Consider the following 19,856-nt stretch of genomic DNA (forward strand, 5'->3'; position numbering starts at 1 on the left):
TTTCCGAGAAAGTTAGCAATGTCGCAGCCCGATTGCAACATTTGAATTGACCTCCCTAAATATGGGATAACCCGACATGGTCACGTTGTCCGAAGTCGCGAAACGCGCGCAGGTTACCGCCGCCACCGTCTCCAACGTGCTGCGCAATCGCGAGAAAGTCCGCCCTGAAACGGCCGAGCGCGTGTTGCAGGCCATCGCCGAACTCGGCTATCGGCCGAACCTGAATGCGCGCGCGCTCGCCGAAGGCCGTTCGTCGACGCTCGCGCTGATGCTGTCGAACATCTCGAACCCGTTCTACCCGGAGTTCGTGCTCGCCGCCGAGCGCGCGGCGCGCAAGAGCGGCTATTTTCTGATGGTCTGCAATACCGACGACGACGCCGAAATCAGCCGTGCATATCTGAACCAGATTGCCGGCACGCTCGCCGACGGCGTGCTCGTGATGAATACGGACGTTACGTTCAACGAACTGTGCGAGTCGGCGATCCATAACGCGCCGATCCTCCTCTCCATGTGGGAGCGCCCCGAGTCGCCGCCCGCGCTGCCGTGCATCGCGGTCGACTTCGCGCGCGCGGGCGAACTGGCCGCGGGGCACCTGCTCGGACTCGGCCATCGCGAGATCGGCCTGTTGATCGGCGACGGCTGCGGCGGTTTGCAGGACGCGCGTTCGAACGGCTTTCGGGCGGCAATGCGCGCGGCCGGCATCGAGGCCGACGCGGCCGCGGTGCTGCAGATTCGCGACTCGATCGACGCCGGCTTCGCCGCCTGCATGGAACTGATGGCGAACCGCCCGCAACTGAGCGCGATCTTCGCGACCAACGACCTGCTCGCGATCGGCGCGATCCAGGCGTTGATCACGCTCGGCCGCTCGGTGCCCGACGACGTGTCGGTGATCGGCATCACCGACATTCAGCTCGCGCATCAGGTGCATCCCGCGCTGACCACGGTCGCGATTCAGACCGCGGCTGTCGCGGAGCTATCCATCCAGAGTCTGATCCGGTTGATCCAGACGCCGGAGCGGCAGCCGTCGATGGTGCTTGGGCCGCCGCCGGAGCTCGTGGTGCGCGCTTCGACCGGGCAGCGCAGGAAGCGCTGAAGCGGCTGAAGCGTTCCGCGCGCATCGTTCGCGCTAGCTCACGCGCTCCGTCGCCATCTGCGTGACGATGTCGAACGCCTTCTGTGTCGCGCCGACATCAGCCTTGCCCTGCCCGTGGATGTCGAACGCGGTGCCGTGCGCGGGCGTCGCGATCGGAATCGGCAAGCCGCCATGCACGGTCACGCCGCGCCAGAACCCCATCAGCTTCATCGCGATCTGGCCTTGATCGTGATACATCGTGACGACGCCGTCGAAGGCCTTCTGGTCGCGCGCGCGCACGAAGATCGTGTCGGCCGGAAACGGACCTTGCGCGTCGTAGCCAAGCTTGCGCGCAGCCTCGACGGCCGGCGCGATCACGTCGATCTCCTCGCGGCCGAACGCGCCGTTGTCGCCGTTGTGCGGATTGAAACCGCACACCGCGATTCGCGGCTGAGGATGACCCGCGCGCTTCAGGCCGTCGTGAATCAGTTGCACCGCGCCGACGATGCGCTCCTCAGTCAGCTTCGCGCTGACGTCCTTCAACGCCATGTGCGAAGTCACGCGCGAGGTCCATAGCTCGTCGAGCACGTTGAATTCGCAGAAGCTGCCCGTATAGCCGAGCTGCTTCGCGAACCACTCCATCTCGTCGCCGGTTTCCATGCCGGCCAGATGCAGTGAGGTCTTGTTGACCGGCGCGAACAGCATGCCTTGCGTGACGTTGGTCTGCGTCAGCGCGAGCGCTTGCCTGAACGCGGCGAGACTATAGCGGCCGCCGCGTTCGGTCGCCACCGCGCGCTCGAAAGGCTGCTCGCCTGGCAAACGATAGTCGATCAGCGACGGCACACCCTCGCGTCGAAATGCGGCGCGCTCATCTTCGATCACGTCGTAGTCGAAGCGCTGCTGCGCGATCTTCATGCCAGTCTCCAGCTCGCGCCGGTCGCCGATGATCAGCAACTCCGCGCGCGCCCGGTTCGCCTGCTGCGCGAACAGACGCGCGATCAGCTCGGGACCGATGCCGGCGGGGTCGCCGAGAAGTACTGCGATGCGTGGCTTCATATGCTTTCCTCAGGCTTGTCCATTCATTCGACGATGTTGAAATCGGCAAGATACTTGTCGCTCAACTTGATGCCAAGACCCGGCACGTCGTCCGACAGTTGCAGATAGCCATTTTCCGGCTGCGGCTCGCCTTCGAAGATGTAGTAGAACAATTCGTTGCCTACTTCGACGTCGAACACCGGGAAGAACTCCGACATCGGGCTCGCGGTGCTCGCCATCGTCAGGTGATAGTTGTGCATCTGCCCCGCATGCGGAATCACCGGCACCGACCACGCTTCGGCCATCGCATTGATCTTGCGCGCCGCCGTGATGCCGCCGACGCGGTTCGTGTCGTACTGGATCACGTCGATCGCGCGGCGTTCGAGCAGATCCTTGAAGCCATAGCTGGTGAACTCGTGCTCGCCACCCGACACCGGCATCAGGTTCATCTTCTTCAACTCCTGATAGCCTTCCACGTCATCACCGATCACCGGCTCCTCGATCCAGCGCGGATTGAATTCGGCGAGGCGCGGCAGCATTCTGCGCGCGTATTCGAGCGTCCAGCCCATATAGCATTCGAGCATGATGTCGACTTCGTCGCCGACCAGTTCGCGCAACAGGCGCACCTGTTCGATGTTCTTCGCCATACCTTTCGGGCCGTCTTTCGGACCGTAGCCGAAGCGCATCTTCATCGCGGTGAAGCCGCTGTCCAGATAGCCTTGCGCTTCGCCGAGGAACGCGTCGCGATCGTCGTTGTTGTACAGCTTCGACGCATAGCACCAGATCTTCTCTTTCGTGCGGCCGCCCAGCAGCTTGAACACCGGCTTTTTCACGGCCTTGCCCATGATGTCCCACAGCGCGATATCGATCGCGGAGATCGCCGCCATGCCGATGCCCTTGCGGCCCCACGCGAGCGTGCGGCGGTACATCTTCTGCCAGATGTATTCGTTGTCGAACGGATCTTCGCCGATCGCGATCGGAGCGAGGTATTCGTCGATGATCTGCTTCGCGATGCGCGGCGCGAGCGCGCAATTGCCGATGCCCACGGTGCCGTCGTCACATTCGATTTCGACGACGAGCCAGCCGTGAAAACGGAACGAGCCCATCGCATCGCCACGCTCGTACAGAATATCGACCGCGTTCGTGCAGAAATGCGCTTGCGGCGGGACGACTTTGCCTTTCCACTCGAAAACACGCGTACGGATATGCTTGATTTTCATGTTCGACGATTTCCTTCAGAGAGTCGGTGAGTCAGTGGCCCGTGCGTTCGCCGAGCGGGCCGTTGCGATGAGAGGCGGATGGGGAGGCGGAGGCGGACGTGAAGCGGAACGTCAGCAGCAGCAACGCGCCGATCAGTCCGACCACGGCGAGCGAGAACATGCCCGCCTGCGACGAGCCGAGCGCACGCTCGGCCAGCCCCTTCAGATTCGGTGCAACGAAGCCGCCGAGATTGCCGATCGAATTGATCAACGCGATGCCGCCCGCGGCCGCGGCGCCGCCGAGGTAGTTGGTCGGCAGAGTCCAGAACAGCGGCTGCACGCAGACGAAGCCGATGGCGGCGAAACAGAACGCGGCAATCGCCAGTGCGACCGACGAGGTCATCGCCGATGCGGCGATGCCGAACGCCGCGAGCGCGAGCATCGCCGCGGCCCAGATACGGTGATGACCGTGACGGTCGGCGTAGCGCGTCACGCAGAACGTGCCGACGATCGCCGCGATCCACGGAATCGCGGTCAGCAGTCCGACCTCGACGCCGACATGGCCGCCGCTCGCGAGCCCGGCGATGCGCGTCGGCAGATAGAACACCACGCCGTACACGCTCATCTGCACCGCGAAGTAGATCAGGCCGCAGAACAGCACGCGCGAATCGCGCAGTGCCGCGAGCACCGACGACGGGCCATGCGCGAGCTTCTGACGGTCTTCCTGGCGCAGCGCCTGATCGAGCGCGTCGCGCTCTTCGGCATCGAGCCAGCGCGCCTGCACGGGCCGGTCGGTCAGATAGAAGTAAGCGACGACACCCACCACCGACGCCGCGAGCCCCTCGACGACGAACAGCCATTGCCACGGATGCATGCCGAACGGATTTCCCGCATCGAGCAGCAGACCCGAGAGCGGGCTGCCGAGCAGCAGCGCGAGCGGGAAGCCGAAATAGAACATGCCCATCGTTTGCGAGCGCGTTTTCGCGGGAAACCAGTTCGACAGGAACAGGATGATGCCGGGAAAGAAACCGGCTTCGGCGATGCCGAGCAGCGTGCGCAGCACATAAAAGCTGGTGGCGCTGTCGACGAAGGCCGTGCACGCGGACACGATGCCCCACGTAACCATGATGCGGCTCATCCAGACGCGCGCGCCGAAGCGGTACATCAGCAGGTTGCTCGGCACTTCGAACACCGCGTAGCCGACGAAGAAAATGCCGGCGCCGAACGCGAACGCCGCATCGCTCAAGCCGGTGTCAGCCTGCAGCACGTTCTTCGCGAAGCCGACGTTCGCGCGGTCGATGAAGGCCAGCACATACATCAGGATCAGAAAAGGCAACAGCCTCGTGCGCGCTTTGGTAATCGCGCTGTCGAGCGCGGGGCTCGCGGTGATCGTCATGCGTCGTCTCCAGTTTTGTCTTGTCAACCCGAACAGCGTTGCGATTGGCGTCGTTCGATAAGCGCTAGTGTGCGAAACTATCCGATAACTGACCACTGAATAATTCGCATCGGCCGATTCGCTAAAGTTATCGCTCATGATCCCGCCCGCCTCCACCATTCGCAAACGCTTGCGCCTGCGTCATCTGCAATTGATGGTCGCGCTGTCGGAAACGGAATCGCTGCGGCGCGCCGCCGACGATCTCGCGATGACCCAGCCCGCCGCCACCAAAGCCTTGCAGGAACTCGAAGACACGCTCGGGGTATCGCTGTTCGTGCGCCATGCGCGTGGCATGGAGCCGACGATCTTCGGCGAGGCCGTCATGCGCTATGCGCGGGTAGTGTTCGAGGATCTCGACGAGTTGCGCGAGGAGCTGGCCGGCATCGAGGCCGGCGACATCGGCAAGGTGCGCATCGGCGCGGTGATGGCGCCGTCGCCCGAATTGCTGACTCATACGATCGTCAAGCTGAAGGAGGCGCATCCGCGCCTGCAGATGGCGGTCATGATCGACACCAGCGACGTGCTCGTGCAGTCGCTGCAACAGGATCAGCTCGACATCGTGATCGGCCGCATTCCCGATGGTTTTCCGGCGCTCGACCTGAGCTTCGAGACGTTGGCGGAAGAGGCGCTGTCGATCGTCGTGCGACCCGATCATCCGGCCGTGCTGGCGGGCAAACAGGCGAACGCGCGGCCGAAGCTCGCGGACCTCGCGCGCTATCCGTGGATCATCCAGCCGCATCCGAGCCCGATGCGCCAGGTCATCGATCAAACGTTTCGCGAGTCGCGCGTCGCGCCGCCGGTCAGCACGGTCGAGACCTCGTCGATTCTGACCACGCTGTCGTTGCTGCGCGATTCGGACATGCTCGCCGTGCTGCCGAGTTCGGTCGCGCAGTACTACGTCGCGCTCGATGCGATCGCCGCGATCGCGACGCCGTTGCGCGGCCGGCTCGCGCCGTATGGGCTGATTTTGCGCAGAAACCGGCGCGTCACGCCGGCCATGCAACTGGTCATCGATTCGATTCGCGCGGCGTGAGGTTTTCGGCGAAGCGCAAATCGGCGCCCGCGTCGAGGTCCGCGAGCTCGGATTGAGCGCCAGCCGCGTCGAGCTGAATATCCGGCCGCATGAAGAACGTCGCGACGATGCCGAGCGCGAGCAGTCCGAGCGAGCCCGCGAACGGCAGCGTCCAGCTACCCGTGCGGTCCACGATCAGGCCGAACACGATCGGCGTGAAAATCCCCGCAATCGCCGAGCCCGCGTTGACGAGTCCGCTCGCGACCCCGACGTGCCGCGGCGTGATGTCCATCGGCACGGCCCAGATCGGCCCGATCGTCATTTCGAGGAAGAAGAACGACAGGCTCATGCACGCGGCCATGACCGGCAGCGACTTCACGACCATCACTGGTGCGAGGAAAATCAGCGCGCCGAGAAACGCGCAGATGATCACGTTGCGGCGCGCCGCGACGACGTTGCGGGTACGCTTCAGCAGGCGGTCGCTGAGCACGCCGCCCGCGGTATTGCCGACCACGCCGGACAGAAACACCCCCGCGGAGAACATCGCCGAGCTTTTCAGATCGAGGCCGCGTCCGTGCATGAAGAAGGTGGGTAGCCAGGTGAAGAACAGCCAGCCGGTCCAGCCGTAGCAGAAGTAGACGAGCATCGTGGGTGCGATGCGTTTGAGCAGACGCCGCCACGGGGTGGGCTCACGCGTCGCTTCGGCCCCAGCCTGACGCACCGGCGGCAATTGCGTTTCCTGCTCCGCCGTCATATGGCGATGCTTGCGCGGATCGTCGGTGAAATACCAGGCGTAGACAACGACCCACACGAAGGTCAGCGCGCCCACCGCGAGAAACGATCCGCGCCACGACGAATACGCGACCAGCAGCGCAATCAGCGGTGGAGTGATCGCGTTGCCGAGCCGCGAGAACGAATGCGTGATGCCCTGCACGAAGCCGCGTTTGTTCGGCGGGAACCAGTTGGTGAGCGCCCGCGCCTGCGCGGGCAGCGCGGCGCCTTCGCCTATGCCGAGCAGCAGACGCGAGGCGAACAGCGACACGAGCCCGCCGGCGAGACCGGTCGCGACCGTCGCGACGATCCAGATGCTCGCGGAGGCGATGAGGGTGCGCTTCGCGCCGAAGCGGTCGCTGACCCAGCCGCCGATCACCTGGCACAGCGCGTACGTGTACGCGAATGCGGCGAACACGAGGCCGAGGTTGGTATTGCTCAGGTGCAGATCGTCGCGAATCAGGCCGGCCGCCGCCGACAGGTTGACGCGATCGAGATACATGATGAACGACATCGCGCACATGAGCGCGAGAACCGCCCGGCTAACCTTGGGTCGCAGCATCGTCTCCTCCGGATTGTTGCGTGAGCCCACCCCGATGCTCCGACGTTGGCGTCCGCTATGACCTGTTTTGTGCGCACATTATCAGAAGCCGGGTGATAGTTGACTAATGAATTGTTTGGATACAGCGATCACTGGCGGTTATCGCTGGCCGAGCACTGCGCGGTATGCTTTGCTTTCCCCAGCCAGGACCACCGACATGAACCTCAGGGCTCTACAGTGCTTCGTCATTCTCGCGGAGGAACTCAACTTCAGCCGCGCCGCGGAGCGGCTGCACATCGCGCAGCCCGCGCTGAGCCAGCAGATCCGCTCGCTCGAGGAACGGCTCGGCACGCAACTGGTGGACCGCGCGCGGCGGCCGTTGATTCTGACCGAGGCCGGCCATTATCTGTGCACCGAGGCGCGCCAGATCCTCGGCTCGCTGGAACAGATGACGCTCGCCGCGCAGGAGATCGGCGTCGGCCGGCGCGGCTGGCTCAGCATCGGTTTCACGCGATCGTCGATGTACAGCGTACTGCCGCCCGCGCTGAAGAAATTCCACAAGGCGTATCCGCAGGTCGAACTGAAGCTGTTCGAAATGCTGACCGAAGAGCAGACGGACGCGCTGCGCGACATGCGCATCCATATCGGCATCGGCCGGCAACCGTTGACAGTGGAAGGCTGCACGTCGCGCACGCTGCTGCGCGAGCGTGTGGTCGTCGCGCTCGAAGCGGGTCATCCGCTCGCCGCGCGCAAGACCCTGCGCATCGCCGATCTCGCCGATACGCCGTTGATTCTTTATCCCAAGCATCAGAACGCGCAGTTCAAACACTCGGTGCAATCGCTGTATCGCGATGCCGGTGTGACGCCGATGATCGCCCACGAGGCGTATGAAATCCAGACGGCCATTGCGCTCGTCGCGGCGGGGCTCGGCGTCACGATCGTCGGCGAATCGGTGGCGCGGCATGGCCGCTCGGACGTGGTGTTTCGCCATCTGTCCGGACCGGGCTCGTCCTATCGCACGACGCTCGCCGCCACCTTCCGCACCGACGACGCGTCGCCGCATTTGCACGCTTTCCTCGGCTGCCTGCCGCCGCCGCTGACCGACTAGCACTATAAGAAAAAGCTAATACAAGCATAAGCAAGCGGTCTTGGACTCCTCGCCCGTGCGTTCCTATCATTGACTGGCCGCTGTATCAGGCGCGCACACGACAAAACGCAACGACGGCCACGCCCGGCGCCGCATGGTCCCCGCCATGCGGCATGGGCTCGGGGCAGGTGTCACAAGACACACTCCGGGCGATAGCGTTGCATGGAACCCGAGTAAGCGCTGAAGCGCGAACCTGGGCCAACTGGAGACAGCATGACCGCATTCGACGAAACCACGACGATGCGCAAGGTGTACCGGCGCCTGATGCCGATGCTCTTTGCGATGATGTTCATCAACTATCTCGACCGGATCAATATCGGCTTCGCCGCGCTCGATATGAACAAGCAGCTGGGCTTCAGCCCAGCCGTGTTCGGTTTCGCCGGTAGTATTTTCTTCGTCGGCTATATGCTGCTCGAAGTACCGAGTAATTTGATCCTGCATCGTGTCGGCGCGCGTATCTGGATCGCGCGCATTCTGCTGACGTGGGGCGCGGTCGCCGCCGCCACCGCCTTCGTGTTCAACGATACGAGCTTCTACGTGCTGCGCTTTCTGCTCGGCGTGATGGAAGCAGGCTTTCTGCCCGGCATTGCCGTGTATCTGACCAAGTGGTTTCCGGTGCGCTACCGGGCGCGTGCGGTCGGCGGCTATATCGTCGCGGGCTCGTTTTCCGCGGTGCTCGGCGGTCCGATCTCGACCATGCTGATGACCTACGCGAACGGCATTCTGGGCCTCGCCGGCTGGCAATGGATGTTCATTCTCGAAGGCCTGCCGGCGATGCTGCTGGGTCTGCTGACGCTGCGCATCCTGACCGAACGTCCGGCCGACGCGGACTGGCTCACCAGCGACGAAAAGAACTGGCTCGAATCGACGCTCGCCGCCGAGCGCGAAGCCGTCGGCGGCAACCGGCATTTTCCGCTGCTGCGCGTCGCGAGCGATATCCGCGTATGGAGTCTCGCCTGTCTGTTCGGCTGTGCGCTGGTGGGTATCTATGGGCTGTTTCTGTGGCTGCCGCAGATCGTCAAGAGCCTCGGCGAGTTGAGCAACATCGAGGTGGGCTTTCTGTCGGCCGCGCCGCCGCTGCTGGGCGTGCTCGGCACCTATCTGATCAGCCGCAGTTCCGACCGCACCGGCGACCGCAAGAAGCACCTCGCTTTCGTGTACGGCATGAGCGCACTCGCGATTGCCGGCAGTGCGTACGCGCCGAGCCCGGTGCTCGCCTATCTGCTGCTGTGTGTAACCGGCCTGTTCATTTATGCGGGCAATCCGCTGTTCTGGAGTCTCGCGTCGTCGTTCAGGACCGGCGCGGCTGGCGCCGCGACCATCGCGCTGATCAACACGATCGCGCAGTTCGGCGGCCTCGTCGGGCCGTGGAGCATCGGGCTGGTGCGCAGCGCCACCGGCAACTTCAAGCTGGCGTTGCTGACGATCGCCGCGTTCCTCGTCATCGCCACGATCATCGCGCTCGCGATGCGCGTGACGCCCGCTGAACAGGAAACCGCCGAGTTCGCGACCGGCGATGCCGCACCGCGCGCCTGAGCGTGCCCGTTCGCTAAAACTCCATGTCATCGCAGAGGATCATTGCACCCATGATTATCGACTGTCACGGTCATTACACGACCTCCCCGCCGCAGCACGAAGCCTGGCGCAAGCACCAGATCGACGCGCTGCGCGACGGCCTTGCGCCGCCGCCACGGCCTTTCATCAGCGACGACGAGATTCGCGACAGCATCGAAAGCGGCCAATTGCGCGTACAGCGCGAACGCGGCACGGATCTGACGATCTTCTCGCCCCGTGCGGCCGGCATGGGCCATCATCTCGCCGGCGCCGAAGCGAACGCGCAATGGTCTGCCGAATGCAACGATCTCGTGCATCGCGTATGCGAGCTGTTTCCGCGCAACTTCGTCGGCGTCTGCCAATTGCCGCAAGCACCCGGCGTGGCGCCGGCCAACTGCATCGACGAGTTGCGCCGCTGTGTCGAGGAACTCGGCTTTATCGGCTGCAACCTGAATCCCGATCCGTCCGGCGGACACTGGAGCGGCCAGCCGCTCACGGATCGCAGCTGGTATCCGCTGTACGAAGCGATGGTCGAACTCGACGTGCCGGCGATGATTCACGTCTCGTCGTCGTGCAATCCGAACTTCCATGCAACCGGCGCGCACTACATCAATGGCGACACCTCCGCATTCATGCAGTTGTTGCAGGGCGATCTGTTCGCGGACTTCCCCACGCTGCGCTTCATCATTCCGCACGGCGGCGGGGCCGTGCCGTATCACTGGGGGCGTTATCGCGGACTCGCGCAGGACATGAAGCGGCCGCTCATCGAAGAGCATCTGCTGAAGAACGTGTTCTTCGACACCTGCGTCTATCACCAGCCCGGCGCCGAACTGCTCGCGAAGGTCATTCCGGTCGAGAACATTCTGTTCGCGTCGGAGACGATCGGCGCGGTGCAAGGCATCGATCCGCGCACCGGCCACTACTACGACGACACCCGCCGCTACATCGACGGGATCGAATGGCTCAGCGAAGCGGACCGCCAACGTATCTACGAAGACAATGCGCGCAGCGTCTATCCACGGCTGTCGCGTCAACTCGATCGACAATTCGCGGCACGAGGAGCAACCGTATGAATCCAGTGGGATGGCGTGAATATCCGTGCGCGCCGCAAGCGAGCGCAGCCACGCTCAACGCGTTGGGCGAACTCGCGGTGTCCTTGCTCAGCGACAACATGGCGCGCGCGAGCGGCGCGATCGGCTTGCGGCCGTATCATCGGCCGAAGCCATTGGTCGGCACCGCATTGACGATCCACACGCGCCCCGGCGACAATCTCGCGATTCATCGCGCGTTCGAATTCTGCCGCCCCGGCGACGTGCTCGTGATCGATGGCGCAGGCGATCTCACGCAGGCGCTGATGGGAGAGATCATGGCGACGTACGCGGAAAGCCTCGGCGTGCGCGGTCTCGTGATCGACGGTGCGATTCGCGACGTCGGCGCGCTGCGGCAACACGACTTTCCGGTGTATGCGCGCGGCGTCACGCATCGCGGCCCGTACAAGAACGGCCCCGGCGAAATCAACGTGCCGGTCACGGTGGGCGGCATGGTCGTGCATCCGGGCGATATCATCGTCGGCGATGAAGACGGTCTGCTCGCCATTGCGCCGGCCGACGTCGACGCGGTGATCGAAGGCGCGCGGCGTCAGCACGCGAGGGAAGCGGCGGCGCTCGCGTCGATTGCCAATGGCACGTTCGAGCGCGGCTGGGTCAACGTGCAACGCGACCGGATGATGAACGGCTCATGAACCCCTTGCTATCGGCCACATGGCGCACTACCTGAACGCTGCAACCCTTCTCGAGCTCGCGCGCGCGGCGCAGCGGCCCGCCGCCGCGCCTTGCTCATGCACGCGCACGCCGCTCGACGGCTGGCACTCGCAACCGCTGTCGCTCGACGAAACGTTGTTCGAGGAGATCGGCACGCTGATGCCGGAAGACGATCCCGAGCCGACCTTCAGCGAATATCTGCCCAACAAAACGACCTACTGGTCGGCAGACGCCCCGATCGCGCCGCGCTATTTCCCGTACAACCGCTGCGGCGTGTGGCAGTGCTCGACCTGCGGGCGCCTGTACTTACGCTATGTCGAAGGGGGCGGTTACTTCGTCGATCGCAGGATTCGCGCGCTGAACGCGGATCTGATCGAGGACGTGCCGCTGCCCGCATAACGCGTTTTTGCGCTGGCCGCGCCGCGGTTCAGGCACCGTCCTTGTCCGCGCGCGCGACGTTCAGCAGCTCTCTGACGCGCCGCGCAAAATTCGACAGCGCGCCGCCGGACTGCGTCACGCCCTGCCGTCTGTGCGGCATACGCTGCAGATCGTGCCGGTCGCTATCGAGCGCTCTCGCGTGACCGTCCGCGCTGAACGGCCATTCGACCACCACCGCGCGCAATTGCGCGGCACGCGAGCTTCTGTCGGCACGATCGATATACGCATTGATCTCCGACGCCTCGTGCCGCGCCGATTCCTCCGAATCGACGGCAATGAAGTCGTTCAGTCCTTCGATGTGGACGCACCATAACTGTTCGCTCACGTCGCGTCTCCTGCTGCGTTTTTCGTCCTGTCTGGTCAGACTGGTGGCACGTCTTCAACACCGGATAGCATCATGCTCAGTACGCGTTCGGATGATGAAGCCCCTTGAAAACCGTGGCGAAAATGATCTTCATATCGAGCCAGAACGACCAGTTGCGAAGGTAATAGAGATCGTGTGCGACGCGGCCTTCCATCTTTTCGAGGCGATCGGTCTCGCCGCGATACCCGTTGATCTGCGCCCAGCCGGTAATGCCGGGCTTGATCCGGTAACGATGGATATAGCCCGACACGATGTTCTGATAGAGATCGTCGTGTTCGAGCGCATGCGGACGTGGCCCCACCACCGACATATCGCCGCGCAGCACGTTGAAGAACTGCGGCAGTTCGTCGAGACTCGTGCGGCGCAGGAACGCGCCGACGCTCGTGATGCGTGGATCGTCGCGGTGGGCCTGTTCGAGAATGCCCGGCTTCTGCTCGTGCAAGCGCATGGTGCGGAACTTGTAGATCGTAAAGACGCGGCCGTCGGCGCCTTTGCGGCGCTGCCTGAAGAACACCGGCCCGCGCGAGCTCAGTTTGACCGCGATCGCGCAGCCCAGCAGTATCGGCGCGATCGCGATCAACGCGACGAGCGCGAACAGACGGTCGAACAGGTCTTTCTGCACCAACGCCTTCGGCGGCAGCGGCGACGCGGCGAGATTGATCGTCGGCAAGCCGAGCAACTCGGTCATGCTGCCTTCGAACAATGCAAGCGAGCGCACGTCGGGCATGAAGCGCACATTGATCAGGTCGTTGCGAAACTCCGACACCAGCTTGAGAATCGCGCGCTCCTCGGTGAGCGGCAGTGCCAGCCACACTTCGCCGATCTGCTGTTCGCGCACGTAGCGAGCGAACGCGCCCTGTTCTTCGAACACCTGCACCGACGGGCGCGGCGGAATGCAGCAGCCAGGGTGCAGGTTATACAACGCATTCGCGCGAAAGCCGGCCGCGGGTGATGTCTCGATCTTCCGGATGATCTCGTCGCAATGATCGCCGCACGCCGCCACCGCGACCTGCTGCAAGTTCATCCCCGCATGACGCATGCGGCCGAGCAGCACATGCGTGACCAGGCGGCCGGCCATCATCGCCGCACCCGAGATGCCGGTCCAGTACACGAACCATAGCCGCGACACGAAGTCGATCCGGTGCAGCGAGAACATCAGCGCCATCGCGCAGACCTGTACCACCAGCCAGCCAAGCGCCACCTGGCTCACGAGCACTCTTTTCGAGCGGCCGCGCCACGATTCGTACACCCCGAGCGCCGGAAAAACCGCGAGGGCGAACGCCGCGGCAAAAGCGACGAACGCGAAATAGAAGCTCCGTTGCGAGCCGCCGTCGAAGCGGATCTGGGAGGCCGCGCAGGCCCCGGCCACGATCATCGCGACGTCGAACGTTCTCGCCAGTAGACCAGTCAGCAATCGCATCACAGCCCCCTCATAGCTCGTCTCAGGTCGACTCCGTCGCATCAGCCACAACGCCCGTATTGGTCGTCGAAACGAACGATATCGTCTTCGCCGAGATAAGTGCCCGACTGCACCTCGATGATCTGCAGCGGTACCCGACCCGGATTTTCGAGCCGATGGTGAACGCCCAACGGGATATAGGTCGATTCGTTTTCACCGAGCAGAAACTGTTCCTCTCCGCGCGTGACGAGTGCGGTTCCGCACACCACGACCCAATGCTCGGCGCGATGGTGATGCATCTGCAACGACAAACGCCCGCCCGGCATCACCACGATGCGCTTCACCTGAAAGCGCTCTCCGTGATCGATCGAGTCGTAAAAGCCCCACGGGCGGCGGACTTTTCTGTGCGCATCCGCTTCCGGAGAGTTCTCGCGTCTGATCCGCGATACGAGTCCCTTAATGTCCTGCACATGCGAGCGATCCGCGACCAGTACCGCGTCATCGGTTTCGATCACGATCATGTTGTCGGTGCCGACGCAGGCAAGAAGCCTGCCTCCTTGCGAGCGAGCGTAAGTCGCGGTCGCCCCTTCGAACAGCACGCGGCCGCTGGCCGCGTTGCCGCACTCGTCCTTCTCCATCGCTTGCCAGACCGCATCCCACGAGCCGAGATCGGACCAGCCCGCTTCCAGCGGCACCACCACGCCGTAAAACGCCGACTCCGGTTTGCCAAGCTGTTCCATCACCGCGTAGTCGATCGAGTCGGACGGCGAACCCAGAAACCCGTCGGCGTCCGGCATGATGCATTCTTCAGTCTTCTTCGCGTCGCGGTACGCCTGCACGCAGGCCGCATGCATCTCAGGCTGAAACTGCCGGATCGCGGATAGCCACACCGACGCCCGCACGACGAAGATGCCGCTATTCCACCAGTAACTGCCCGACGCGACGTACTGGGCAGCGAGCTCCGCCGCGGGCTTCTCGACGAAACGCTCGATGCGGCGCGCGCCATCGGGCAATGCGTCGCCGAGGCGGATATAACCGAAGCCCGTGTCGGGCCGTACGGGCGGCACGCCAAGCGTGACGATCGCGCCGTCGCGCGCGTGCCTCGCGGCGATGTCGAGCGCGTGATGAAGCGCTTCGAGATTCCCGATCGCATGGTCGGCGGGCATCGCGACCAGGATCGCGTCTTCCTCTTCCGGGCATGCCGCAAGCGCGGCAAGCGTGAGTGCCGGCGCCGTATCGCGACGCCCGGGTTCGACCACGATCCGCGCGTTCACGCCGATCTCGCGAGCCTGTTCGTAAGTTGCGAAATAATGCTCAGTGCCGCAAACGATCACGGGATCGGCCGCGACGTTCCATGCGCGATCAAAACCCGCCATGCGCCCCATGGTCGCCTGCAGCAAGGTCTGATTGCCGATCACATCGATCAGTTGCTTGGGAAACTGTTCGCGCGACACCGGCCACAACCGGGTGCCGGAACCACCGGCGAGAATCACCTGCACGAGCGTCGGAAGCTCCGCCTCGGCAGAATCCTGTCGTATCGTTTCGACATCCGTCGCGGCGTCTGCCGCGGTAACCTTTCCCATCGCTAACTCCTTCGCATTGAAACCGGCTCGGGAACGCGTCTTTCTGCACGACACCGCATAACACGGCGTGTCGCGATCCACGCAAATACCGTTTGATGTGATTTATTGACAGGGCGTCCGCATCGAACGGACCAGACCAGTAGTTCAGTTCGCTGTGAAAAAATGCATCCGCCGACGGAGAATCCGGCTCGATCGGGAAGTACGGAAACTGACTACTGGCCGGATCGCAGTGGTCTGCTCGAGAACGACGACCGGAAAACGATTGAAACGAAAGAACGAATGCGGCAACGACGTCCATTGGATCTGGTCGACATCGTGCCCCGATGAATTCATCATAGTGAGGACACGTTGCCACGCAGCCCATCTGGCGCGAAGCGCGGAAGTTTTGGCGGCGCTCGCGGACTGGATTTAGCAAGCTTGCGAACGAGCTTGCACTTCTATTGCAGGGCGCACGATTGGAAATAAACCGCAACACGTGCTACCGTTTAATGAACGTCCCGTGGCATTCATGTCAAATAGAAACAGCGGTGTGATAGTGCGGCCACACTGCGAGTTTTCCGCTGTTCCCAATCTCGCCATCGTCCAGCGCATGGGTACCACCCCAATCGGCGCGCCATCGGCTTTTCTGGAGTTGCAATGGCCTATATTTCGCTACTCGCACTTTTCATGACGGTCACGAATTTCGTGCCCATCTGTGCGATCGGCTTTGTCCCGATGCTATTGCTGGCATGGCGCTTTTACGGCCGCAATTATCCCGCGTTCATCACGCCGCTTACGGCTTTCACGGTGCTCGCGATCATCTCGACGCTGCTCTATGATCCGCAGTCGTTCCTCGATTTCGATTTCTATCGGCGCGACGGCAATTTTTTCATCTCCTATCTGCCCATTTTTGCCGGTTGCGTGTATGCGCACCGCTGGGATCTGAACAAGGTACTGCGTGCGCTGTTCATTTTCGCGGTCGCCATCAACCTGCCGATGTACGCTTACTACATCGCGGAAAACGGGCTTTTCAGCATCTTCGTTCACGCAAACGACAGTTTCGGCAGCTACTTCATTGCCCGTAACGCAGCCGGTGGCTTCCTGGCGATGCTGTTCTGTCTCGGCGTAGCCTGCTACCTGCAGAAACGCAGCAAGTTGCTGATCGCGCTGCTCGTGTGCAATGCGCTGATGCTGTTTTCGACCTATAGCCGCGGCTCGCTGCTCGGCGCGGCGGCCGTGCTGCCCTATCTGTACCTTGGCCGCAAACGCTGGGTTCTCGGCACGCTGATCGCCGTGATGCTGCTCGCCTCGCTCGCCATCGCGATCTACCATACCGAGCCAAACGTCGACTACATGGGCTATTCGTTCGCGATTCACTCCAATGACGCCAAGGTCGCCAACCTCAACATTCGTTACGAGTGGTTGTGGCCACGAGCGCTCGCGTATTTCGTGCAAAGCCCGCTCGTCGGTCTCGGCTTCGGCTCCTTCGACGATCATATCGGCAGCCTCGTCTCGTACTTCCATCTGTTCGCGGTGCCGTCCAACGTGGTGATCGAGCACAGCGACTCGCACGCTCACAACTCGTACCTGAATATCCTCGCTGAGCTCGGCGTAGTGGGCCTGACGCTGATCCTCGCGTTCTTCTGGAAACTGGTCGAATGGAGCAAACAGGGGGCGGCGTATGCCGCGTTGGTCGAGGGGGGCCGCCAGTTCGCGGCGTTCCGCTTCGTCGAGATTTCGTCGGTCTGCCTGCTGGTGATGTCGGCTACCGAGCATCGGCTGGTCTCGCCGTCGAACGTACTGATTCTTTCTCTGGTGATCTCGCTGCTGCTAGCCGCGCGTCCGCTGACGGCCACCGTATTCAGGCCCGGCACGCGCGGAGCGCGCAACGCGGGCATCGTGGGCGCGCGAGCTGCACAGCCCGTGCCCCGGCGCCCGACTCAGGGTGTCACGTCGGCAAGATGACGTTCTTCGACCGGCAGAGACTGACTCGGCGCATAGGGAAGAAACTGTTCGACGCACGCATACGGGAGTCGCGCTTCGACGAAGCCCATCAGCGCCTTCTTGAAGTTCTCCGACGAAAAGCGCTCGGCATTCTTGCGGCACACGCGCGCGTCGAATAAGGCTGCGTTGCTCTCGAAGCGGCTCACAGCTTCGAGCAGGGACGCAGTGCTTTGCTCACCGAAGAAAACTCCAGTGGGCCGCTCGAGCGGCAATCCCACCACCGATTCAAGCGCACCGCCGCGGCCGAAGGCGATGACCGGCGTGCCGCATGCCTGCGCTTCCACCACGGAGATGCCGAAATCTTCTTCCGCCGCGAACACGAATGCGCGTGCGCGCCGTAAATGATCGACCAGCACGTCGGACGGCTGATGCCCCAGAATCTGCACGTTCTCGCCGGCCACCGATTTGATCTTCTTCATCTCGGGACCATCGCCGATCACGACCAGCTTGCGCTCGGGCGTTTGCGAAAAGGCCTGAACGATCAGATCGATACGCTTGTAAGGCACCATACGCGAAGCTGTCACGTAGAAATCTTCTTTCTCCGTACCAATGGACATCTTCGCCAGATCGACCGGCGGATAGATCACCGTCGCATCGCGCTGATAGGCCTTTCTGATTCGCCGCGCAATGAACTGAGAATTCGCGACGAGATGATCTACCCCGTTCGCGGAGCGCGAATCCCAGCTGCGAATGTAATGAAGCAGCACGCGGGCCAACGCCGAGCGCAGTCCCGTGTCGAGATGGGATTCGCGCAGGTACTGATGTTGCAGATCCCACGCGTAGCGGATCGGCGAATGAATGTAGCTGATATGCACCTGATTCGGCCCGGTCAACACGCCTTTCGCGACCGCGTGCGAGCTCGAAATAACGAGATCGTAGGCGGACAGATCCACCTGCTCGATCGCAATCGGCATCAACGGTAGATAGGCGCGGTATCGTCTTCGCGCAAATGGCATCTTCTGGATGAACGACGTGTTGACGGACTTCCCCTTCACGCATTCGCGGTCTTCGAGAAAATCGACAATCGAAAAGATGTCCGCATCCGGGAAGCACTCGATGATGTTCTTCAATACTTTCTCGGCGCCGCCGGACACTACCAGCCAATCGTGAACAATAGCGACTTTCACTTCGACCTCCTGTGACAATCCAACCAAACTCCCGCACACCCACGCGCCACTTCAATCATCTTTTGCGCCGCCCGCCTGCGTACGAAGCCCACACGCCACCCTTACCCGGTCGAGCGCCCGCTCCGCGCCGGGCAACACCCCGACCAGCTCGAGGCGAATCAACACGCTGAGCAGCGCCACCGATGACGACGCCTCCCCGATCACGCGAGCAGACGCCATGCCAATCGCGCCGAACCGCGGCGCGAGAATCAGCGCCGTGGTGAGGTTGAGCAGCGCTGATGCGACGCCGACGATCGCGAGCACCCGGTCTTTCCTGCGCGGCACGAATACGTAGAGCGCGACGAAGTCATTGAAGGCCGCGAACGGGAACATCCATGCAAATATCTGCATCACGTGCACGCTCGGCTCGAACGCGGCGCCGAGAATCAGAGGCAACACGAAAGGCGAAAGCGTCAACGCGCCGCACAACACGAGTGCGCCATAACCCATCAGCAAGATCGCGCCGCGCCGCGTCGTGACGTGCGCGCCGGCCGTGTCGCCCTGCGCGAGCTGGCGGGTTATCGTCGGAATAAAGACCTGCGCCGCGGGGGACATCAGGCTCAGTCCGATCGTCGCGAAACGCTCGGCCGCACCAAAATAGCCGACCTGCGCCGGTGTCGAGAACAAGGTCAGCAAATACGTCGACGATGCCGTCAGCACGACGGAGCCGGACGAATAGCAGAACAGCATCGCCGACCTGCGCACGAGCGGCAGGACGCCGGCAAACGCCAGACGCGGCCAACCGATCTGCCATGTCGTCAAACCATAGGAAATAAACGAAGACGCGATTCCCGCAATCAGCAGACTCGCCAACACCCATACGGCGTCGTTCGGTCCTCTGACGAGCGTCAGCACCAGCACGAGGCTCAGCGCGAAGCCGAATACTTCGATCATGATCGGCGTGCGAATCTGCTGCCGACCCTGAAACAGCCAGCCGAGATTGCATGCCGACACGATGCCGAGCAAGGTCGCGAGCAGACCGATCAGGGGCCGCTCCGACAATAACGGTGAACAGAACGTCGCAATGATGCCGATGCCCGCGCCGATCACGGCGAATACCAGCCGCGCGCTGACCTGTAGCGAATAGATCGCATTGCATTCCTGCGGCGACTGCGCTTTCGCCGCCTCGCGTATCCCGACGAAAGTGAAGCCGAAGCCGACGAGCATCCAGATCACGTTCATCAACGACATCGACGCGAGTACCCGGCCGTACTCGGCCACGCCAAGCACCCGGCCATAGAACGGCACGACGATCATGAGGTACACGTACCTCATGAAATAGCCGACGTAGACAAATACGATCAGATTGGCGCTCGTTCGTCTATCCATGCCTTCCTCCTTCGCCTCAGCGTCCTGCGACGCCACGGCGCGCATGCGGGTTCACGATATAACGCACC

17 protein-coding genes are annotated in these 19,856 nt (G+C 62.8%); 8 read left to right on the forward strand and 9 right to left on the reverse strand.

Going from position 1 to position 19,856, the window contains the following annotated elements; translation table 11 throughout:
- Window positions 1-76 precede the first annotated feature (76 nt).
- Entirely contained in the window at window positions 77-1,093 is a 1,017-nt protein-coding gene (locus tag L0U84_RS31575) for a LacI family DNA-binding transcriptional regulator (RefSeq protein ID WP_233855978.1), read from the forward strand.
- A gap of 33 nt (window positions 1,094-1,126) precedes the next feature.
- On the opposite strand, the gene L0U84_RS31580 is transcribed toward L0U84_RS31575, so the two are convergent.
- The 3 genes from L0U84_RS31580 to L0U84_RS31590 are packed head-to-tail and all read right to left on the reverse strand — an operon-like array spanning window position 1,127 to window position 4,702.
- Complete coding sequence (locus L0U84_RS31580; RefSeq protein ID WP_233855979.1) at window positions 1,127-2,128, reverse strand: 4-hydroxythreonine-4-phosphate dehydrogenase PdxA; 1,002 nt, start codon at window positions 2,126-2,128, stop codon at window positions 1,127-1,129.
- 23 nt (window positions 2,129-2,151) lie between these two features.
- The gene (locus L0U84_RS31585) at window positions 2,152-3,327 is read right to left on the reverse strand and encodes an L-rhamnonate dehydratase (RefSeq protein WP_233855980.1); all 1,176 of its coding nucleotides are present in this window, start codon (window positions 3,325-3,327) and stop codon (window positions 2,152-2,154) included.
- 31 nt (window positions 3,328-3,358) lie between these two features.
- The gene (locus tag L0U84_RS31590; protein WP_233855981.1) at window positions 3,359-4,702 is read right to left on the reverse strand and encodes an MFS transporter; all 1,344 of its coding nucleotides are present in this window, start codon (window positions 4,700-4,702) and stop codon (window positions 3,359-3,361) included.
- A 136-nt stretch (window positions 4,703-4,838) separates the two neighbouring features.
- Between L0U84_RS31590 and L0U84_RS31595 the strand changes: the two genes are divergently transcribed.
- Complete coding sequence (locus L0U84_RS31595) at window positions 4,839-5,774, forward strand: LysR family transcriptional regulator (protein ID WP_233855982.1); 936 nt, start codon at window positions 4,839-4,841, stop codon at window positions 5,772-5,774.
- On the opposite strand, the gene L0U84_RS31600 is transcribed toward L0U84_RS31595, so the two are convergent.
- On the reverse strand, window positions 5,749-7,086 hold the full coding sequence (locus L0U84_RS31600) for an MFS transporter (RefSeq protein WP_233855983.1): 1,338 nt from the start codon (window positions 7,084-7,086) through the stop codon (window positions 5,749-5,751). The two genes, L0U84_RS31595 and L0U84_RS31600, sit on opposite strands and share 26 nt — an antisense overlap.
- Before the next feature lie 196 nt (window positions 7,087-7,282).
- Between L0U84_RS31600 and L0U84_RS31605 the strand changes: the two genes are divergently transcribed.
- From L0U84_RS31605 to L0U84_RS31625, 5 genes are all read left to right on the forward strand, one after another.
- Window positions 7,283-8,173, forward strand: coding sequence for a LysR family transcriptional regulator (locus L0U84_RS31605; RefSeq protein ID WP_233855984.1), 891 nt, complete (start codon window positions 7,283-7,285; stop codon window positions 8,171-8,173).
- A 252-nt stretch (window positions 8,174-8,425) separates the two neighbouring features.
- Window positions 8,426-9,748 (forward strand): MFS transporter, encoded by a 1,323-nt coding sequence (locus L0U84_RS31610; RefSeq protein WP_233855985.1) that lies wholly within the window; start codon window positions 8,426-8,428, stop codon window positions 9,746-9,748.
- 50 nt (window positions 9,749-9,798) lie between these two features.
- Window positions 9,799-10,839 (forward strand): amidohydrolase family protein, encoded by a 1,041-nt coding sequence (locus L0U84_RS31615; protein ID WP_233855986.1) that lies wholly within the window; start codon window positions 9,799-9,801, stop codon window positions 10,837-10,839.
- Window positions 10,836-11,507 (forward strand): RraA family protein, encoded by a 672-nt coding sequence (locus L0U84_RS31620; protein ID WP_233855987.1) that lies wholly within the window; start codon window positions 10,836-10,838, stop codon window positions 11,505-11,507. The genes L0U84_RS31615 and L0U84_RS31620 overlap by 4 nt, the downstream gene beginning before the upstream one ends.
- Window positions 11,508-11,526: 19 nt before the next feature.
- Window positions 11,527-11,925, forward strand: coding sequence for a hypothetical protein (locus L0U84_RS31625; RefSeq protein WP_233855988.1), 399 nt, complete (start codon window positions 11,527-11,529; stop codon window positions 11,923-11,925).
- A gap of 28 nt (window positions 11,926-11,953) precedes the next feature.
- Here the strand turns inward: L0U84_RS31625 and L0U84_RS31630 are convergent, their stop codons facing one another.
- From L0U84_RS31630 to L0U84_RS31640, 3 genes are all read right to left on the reverse strand, one after another.
- Window positions 11,954-12,289 (reverse strand): hypothetical protein, encoded by a 336-nt coding sequence (locus L0U84_RS31630; protein ID WP_233855989.1) that lies wholly within the window; start codon window positions 12,287-12,289, stop codon window positions 11,954-11,956.
- A gap of 76 nt (window positions 12,290-12,365) precedes the next feature.
- Complete coding sequence (locus L0U84_RS31635) at window positions 12,366-13,748, reverse strand: undecaprenyl-phosphate glucose phosphotransferase (RefSeq protein WP_233855990.1); 1,383 nt, start codon at window positions 13,746-13,748, stop codon at window positions 12,366-12,368.
- 41 nt (window positions 13,749-13,789) lie between these two features.
- Window positions 13,790-15,310, reverse strand: coding sequence for a mannose-1-phosphate guanylyltransferase/mannose-6-phosphate isomerase (locus L0U84_RS31640; protein WP_233855991.1), 1,521 nt, complete (start codon window positions 15,308-15,310; stop codon window positions 13,790-13,792).
- Window positions 15,311-15,946: 636 nt separating this feature from the next.
- Between L0U84_RS31640 and L0U84_RS31645 the strand changes: the two genes are divergently transcribed.
- Entirely contained in the window at window positions 15,947-17,254 is a 1,308-nt protein-coding gene (locus L0U84_RS31645; protein ID WP_233855992.1) for an O-antigen ligase family protein, read from the forward strand.
- Here the strand turns inward: L0U84_RS31645 and L0U84_RS31650 are convergent.
- Both L0U84_RS31650 and L0U84_RS31655 read right to left on the reverse strand, forming a co-directional pair.
- A complete protein-coding gene (locus tag L0U84_RS31650) occupies window positions 17,230-18,420 on the reverse strand; it encodes a glycosyltransferase family 4 protein (RefSeq protein ID WP_233855993.1) in 1,191 nt (396 codons plus the stop codon). The two genes, L0U84_RS31645 and L0U84_RS31650, sit on opposite strands and share 25 nt — an antisense overlap.
- Window positions 18,421-18,471: 51 nt before the next feature.
- Window positions 18,472-19,788, reverse strand: a complete 1,317-nt coding sequence (locus L0U84_RS31655) for a lipopolysaccharide biosynthesis protein (RefSeq protein WP_233855994.1) — start codon at window positions 19,786-19,788, stop codon at window positions 18,472-18,474.
- Window positions 19,789-19,856: the final 68 nt, after the last annotated feature.

Source organism: Paraburkholderia sp. HD33-4 (genome assembly GCF_021390635.1).
Taxonomy (GTDB): domain Bacteria; phylum Pseudomonadota; class Gammaproteobacteria; order Burkholderiales; family Burkholderiaceae; genus Paraburkholderia.